At 67.1% G+C, this 4,522-nt stretch carries 4 protein-coding genes; 2 read left to right on the top strand and 2 right to left on the bottom strand.

What is annotated here, in order from left to right; all coding sequences use genetic code 11:
• Together JHD07_RS13375 and JHD07_RS13370 are read left to right on the top strand one after the other, a co-directional pair.
• Window positions 1–1,111 (top strand): putative PEP-binding protein (locus tag JHD07_RS13375; RefSeq protein ID WP_366864412.1); only part of this gene is annotated, 1,111 nt, incomplete at its 5' end.
• A 389-nt stretch (window positions 1,112–1,500) separates the two neighbouring features.
• Window positions 1,501–2,949 carry a cell wall hydrolase gene (locus tag JHD07_RS13370; protein ID WP_291622792.1) on the top strand — a complete coding sequence of 483 codons (1,449 nt, stop codon included), beginning with the start codon at window positions 1,501–1,503 and terminating at the stop codon, window positions 2,947–2,949.
• 111 nt (window positions 2,950–3,060) lie between these two features.
• Here the strand turns inward: JHD07_RS13370 and nadC are convergent, their stop codons facing one another.
• Together nadC and JHD07_RS13360 are read right to left on the bottom strand one after the other, a co-directional pair.
• Window positions 3,061–3,939 (bottom strand): carboxylating nicotinate-nucleotide diphosphorylase, encoded by an 879-nt coding sequence (gene nadC, locus JHD07_RS13365; RefSeq protein ID WP_291622790.1) that lies wholly within the window; start codon window positions 3,937–3,939, stop codon window positions 3,061–3,063.
• Between the two features lie 10 nt (window positions 3,940–3,949).
• Window positions 3,950–4,522: FAD-binding protein (locus JHD07_RS13360; protein ID WP_291622788.1), on the bottom strand; the 573-nt coding region annotated here is incomplete at its 5' end.

The raw sequence follows: 4,522 nt of genomic DNA, 5'->3' as shown, positions 1-4,522 counted from the left end.
GCCGATGATCGAGCCGGAGCTCTCCGGCGAGTTCGGCACGCTGATGAACTGGGCCGACCAGGTCCGCAAGATCGGTGTCCGCGTCAACGGCGACACGCCCGATGATGCGCGCACCGCGATCAAGTTCGGCGCGGAAGGCATCGGCCTCTGCCGCACCGAGCATATGTTCTTCGAGGAGACGCGCATCCGCACGGTGCGCGAGATGATCCTCTCCGAGGACGAGCAGTCGCGCCGCGCCGCGCTGGCAAAACTGCTGCCGATGCAGCGCGCCGACTTCGTCGAGCTGTTCGAGATCATGAAGGGCCTGCCGGTCACGATCCGGCTTCTGGATCCCCCCCTTCACGAATTCCTGCCGCACACCCATGCCGAGGTCGAGGAAGTGGCTCGCGCCATGAACACCGACCCGCGGCGCCTCGCGGACCGTGCCCGCGAGCTCTCCGAGTTCAATCCGATGCTGGGCTTCCGCGGCTGCCGCATCGCGATCGCGTATCCCGAGATCGCGGAGATGCAGGCCCGCGCGATCTTCGAGGCGGCGGTGGAGGCGCAGAAGCGCACCGGCAAGGCCGTCGGACTCGAGGTGATGGTGCCGCTGATCGCGACCAAGACCGAGCTCGATCTCGTCAAGGCGCGGATCGACGCCACCGCCCAGGCGGTGATGCGCGAGACCAACACCAAGCTGGCCTACCAGGTGGGAACCATGATCGAGCTGCCGCGCGCCTGCCTGCTCGCGGGCCAGATCGCGGAGTCGGCCGAGTTCTTCTCGTTCGGCACCAACGACCTGACGCAGACCACCTACGGCATCAGCCGCGACGATGCGGCGAGCTTCCTCGGCCCCTACGTGGCGAAGGGGATCCTCTCGGTCGACCCCTTCATCTCCCTGGATCAGGAAGGCGTCGGCGAGCTCGTCAAGATCGGCGTCGCGCGCGGCCGCAAGACGCGGGCGAAGCTGAAGGTCGGCATCTGCGGCGAGCACGGCGGCGATCCCGCTTCCGTCGCCTTCTGCCACAATATCGGCCTCGACTACGTCTCCTGCTCGCCCTACCGCGTGCCGATCGCCCGCCTCGCAGCGGCGCAAGCCGCGCTCGGCAAGTCGGTCGCGAGCCAGGCGTAAGCGAAGTACAAATTGAATGTGGGAGAGGCGGGGCCGAAACCCGCCTCTCTTGTTTTGGACGATGCTGCAGCCCCATCGTCATTCCGAGCGCAGCGAAGCAATCCAGAATTTCTCCGCGGCGGAGAGAACCTCGGGCGTCCCATAGTGAGACGTGCGCGCAAGAGTTCCTTCACCATTCGTGTTGACCGATTGTTTACCGCTTCACAGCAGGCGGCATTTACCAACGCGCGTCATCGCTCCGTGAAAACACCTGTGTTCGCTTGAGTGTGCCTCGCACGCAACGCGGATTAACGCCCCGGCAACCTAAATTAGATACTCACGATAAAGATCGAATTGCACGGATGTACTGAGTTCGATCGGACCAGCGTAAGTGTAGCGTGAGCGTATCGATGTCTGTGTTGCGTAACCATCCGAAGGGCGCGCGGTTCGCGTCCTTCGGCATCGGTCTCTGCATCTTCGCATTGATGCCGAGAGAGACCGGCTATCAGGATATTGCCTCGTTGCTGGCGCGCCAACCCGGCGTCGCCGAGCGCTGGCAGAAGCAGGTGTTCTCCGCGGCATCCTCGATCCAGCTCGCCACCTACAGCTTTTCACGCCCTATCGGCACGTCGATGCCGCAGAGCGCGATGGTCCGGCTTGCCAGCCTCGACGGCCGCGACGTCACCGGCGCGATCAACCGCAATCCTGCGCTCCAGGCGCCGCCGCGCTACCAGGCTTCCGACTTTCCCAGTGTCGACCGTTCCCTGAAGGGTGATCGTCTCACAATCGTCGCGCCCACGCAGGTTCCCGAGACGACCGCGCCGGCTGCGGAGCCGGCCAAGGAGGATCCCGCAACGTCGAACAGCTCGGTGTTCGGCGCCAAGTCCGCCGCGTTGCCGCAGGTGATGTCGCCGGAATCCGCCGCCGCGCTCGATCCCGAGCTCCAGGAGGCGCTGCGCGCTCCGCCGCTGTCGCAATATTCCAATCTGCCGCAGGCGAGCGATGCCGCGCGGGCACTCGCAGTGCCGCCGCTGGAAGCGTTGAAGCGGGCCGCGAGCCCGGCCTCGCCTGCGCGCGATCCCTTCAGCGTCAAGACCTCGAGCCTGTTTTTCGGCAGCTCCTCGCTCGGCGGCAATCTCGAGACCATGGAGAGCTGGCAGCCCGGCGCCGAGCCGCTGATCGTGACGCCCGATCCCGACATGAAGGTGACGGTCGCGCTGAGCCCGCCGACGGCGGAGATCGCCAGCGACATCGAGAGCGGCGAGAGCGTCGCGCCGAAGGGCGAGGTCAACGCCGACAACCAGCGTGCCAGATCGCCGGCGGAGCGGCTCGCGCTCGACGACAAATCGCGGGCGAAATCGGAAAAGTGCCTTGCCGAAGCGGTCTACTTCGAAGCCCGGGGCGAAGCCGTCCGCGGTCAGATCGCGGTGGCGCAGGTGGTGATGAACCGCGTGTTCTCCGGCAAATATCCCGACAGCGTGTGCGGCGCGGTCTACCAGAACAAGCACCGTCACCTGGCCTGCCAGTTCACATTCGCCTGCGACAACAATGCAGATGTGATCCGCGAGCCCGAGATGTGGGAGCGCGCTAGGAAGATCGCCAAGGCGATGCTGGACGGTCAGATCTGGCTGCCCGAGGTCGGCAAGTCCACGCACTATCACGCTTATTGGGTACGCCCGTCCTGGGTCGCCGAGATGAAGAAGATGTACAAGACCGGCGTGCACACCTTCTATCGTCCGCGCAAATGGGGCGACGGCAGCGAAGAGCCGAGCTGGGGAACGCCGGCGCAGACCGCCGCGCTGTCGGCCGAGCTCGCGCAGGAAGCCAAGAGCTCCGCGGAGATGGGTGAGCGGCGATAGCGCCTAGAAGTGATCGTCATGCCCGGGCTCGTCCCGGGCATCCACGTTCGTCGCAGCGCGGGACAAAGACGTGGATGCCGGACAAGCCCGGCCATGACGCAAGACGCGCCATCACGCCTCGATGTCCAGCGCACAGTCGAAGTTCGGCGCCGAATGCGTCAGTGCGCCGGCCGAGGCGTAATCGACGCCGGTCGCGGCGATTGCGGCGATCGCGTCCAGCGTGACGCCGCCCGATGCCTCGAGCGCGAGGCGGCCCTCGTTGATCGCGACAGCCTCGCGCAGCGTCGCGAGGTCCATGTTGTCGAGCAGCACGGCGTCGGCCGTTCCGGTCGCCAGCACCTCGCGCAATTGCGCCAGCGTATCCACCTCGATCTCGATCTTGACGAGATGGCCGGCATGGGCTCGGGCGCGCTCCAGCACCGGACGGATGCCGCCGGCGACGGCGATGTGGTTGTCCTTGATCAGGATGGCGTCGTCGAGCCCGAAGCGATGGTTGAAGCCGCCGCCGCATCTTACCGCGTATTTCTCCAGCGCGCGCAATCCGGGCGTGGTCTTGCGCGTGCAGCAGATGCGCATCCTGGTGCCTTCGGTGCGCGCCACGTAGTCCGCCGTGAGCGTGGCGATGCCCGACAGGCGGCCGACGAAGTTCAGCGCGGTTCGCTCGGCGGTGAGAATGGCGCGCGCGGGGCCTGAGATCGTCATCACGTGCTGGCCGCGCGCAACCCGCGCGGCATCGCGGACATGTGCGCGCACGTCGATGTCGGGCGACAGCTTCTGCAAGGTCGCGAGCGCCAGCGGCAGGCCGGCGATCACGCCGGACTGGCGCGCGACGAGCACGGCTTGTGCGCGCGTCGCCTCCGGGACCGTCGCGAACGAGGTGATGTCGCCGGCGCGGCCGAGGTCCTCGTCGAGCGCGCGCTGCACGGCCGTGTCGATCGCGAGCGGCGAGAGAAACGCATCGGGATAGAGCAGTGAGGTCGGGGTGATCATATGGCCTCCGTCAGGCGATCATGGGTTGCGAGCTCCGCGGGCGCGAATGCTCGGTCAGGCTCTCCGCGACCTCGCGCGCTGCGGCGAGGGTGGTCATCGTTCTCCGCGCCGGCCCGGGAGCCTCGGCCGGATGATCCGACCGGAAATGCGCGCCGCGGCTCTCGCGCCGGGTCCAGGCCGCAGCGGCAACGAGCAGGGCCGACGCCGCCATGTTGCGGAGGACGTTGTTTCCGGCCTCCCGCTCGAGCATGGCGAAGTGGTGCACTGCTTCCGCAAGCCCGTCACCGTCGCGGATCACCCCGACGCGCGCGCTCATCATCGAACGGAGCCGCTTCACCGTTGCAGCGTCCAGCGGTCCGGCGCGTGACGCCACCCATGCGTCTGGTGAGCGGGCGGGCGAGGGAACAGCGCGACCCGCGATGTCGTCGGCGATGCGCGCAGCATAGACCACCGCCTCGAGCAGCGAATTCGAGGCGAGGCGGTTGGCGCCATGAGCGCCGGTCGCGGACACTTCGCCGCCAGCCCAGAGCCCGTCGATCGAGCTGCGGCCGCGCGCGTCCACCGCGATGCCGTTTTGGACAAA

It is taken from the genome of Bradyrhizobium sp. (genome assembly GCF_016462955.1).
Classification (GTDB): domain Bacteria; phylum Pseudomonadota; class Alphaproteobacteria; order Rhizobiales; family Xanthobacteraceae; genus Bradyrhizobium.
Note: the sequence above shows the minus strand (reverse complement) of the source record. Positions and strands in the feature narration are given on the sequence as shown.

Coding starts and splice junctions, on each gene's coding strand:
- nadC (WP_291622790.1), bottom strand. CDS start 3,939: ATGATCACCCCGACCTCACTGCTCTATCCCGATGCGTTTCTCTCGCCG.
- JHD07_RS13370 (WP_291622792.1), top strand. CDS start 1,501: ATGTCTGTGTTGCGTAACCATCCGAAGGGCGCGCGGTTCGCGTCCTTC.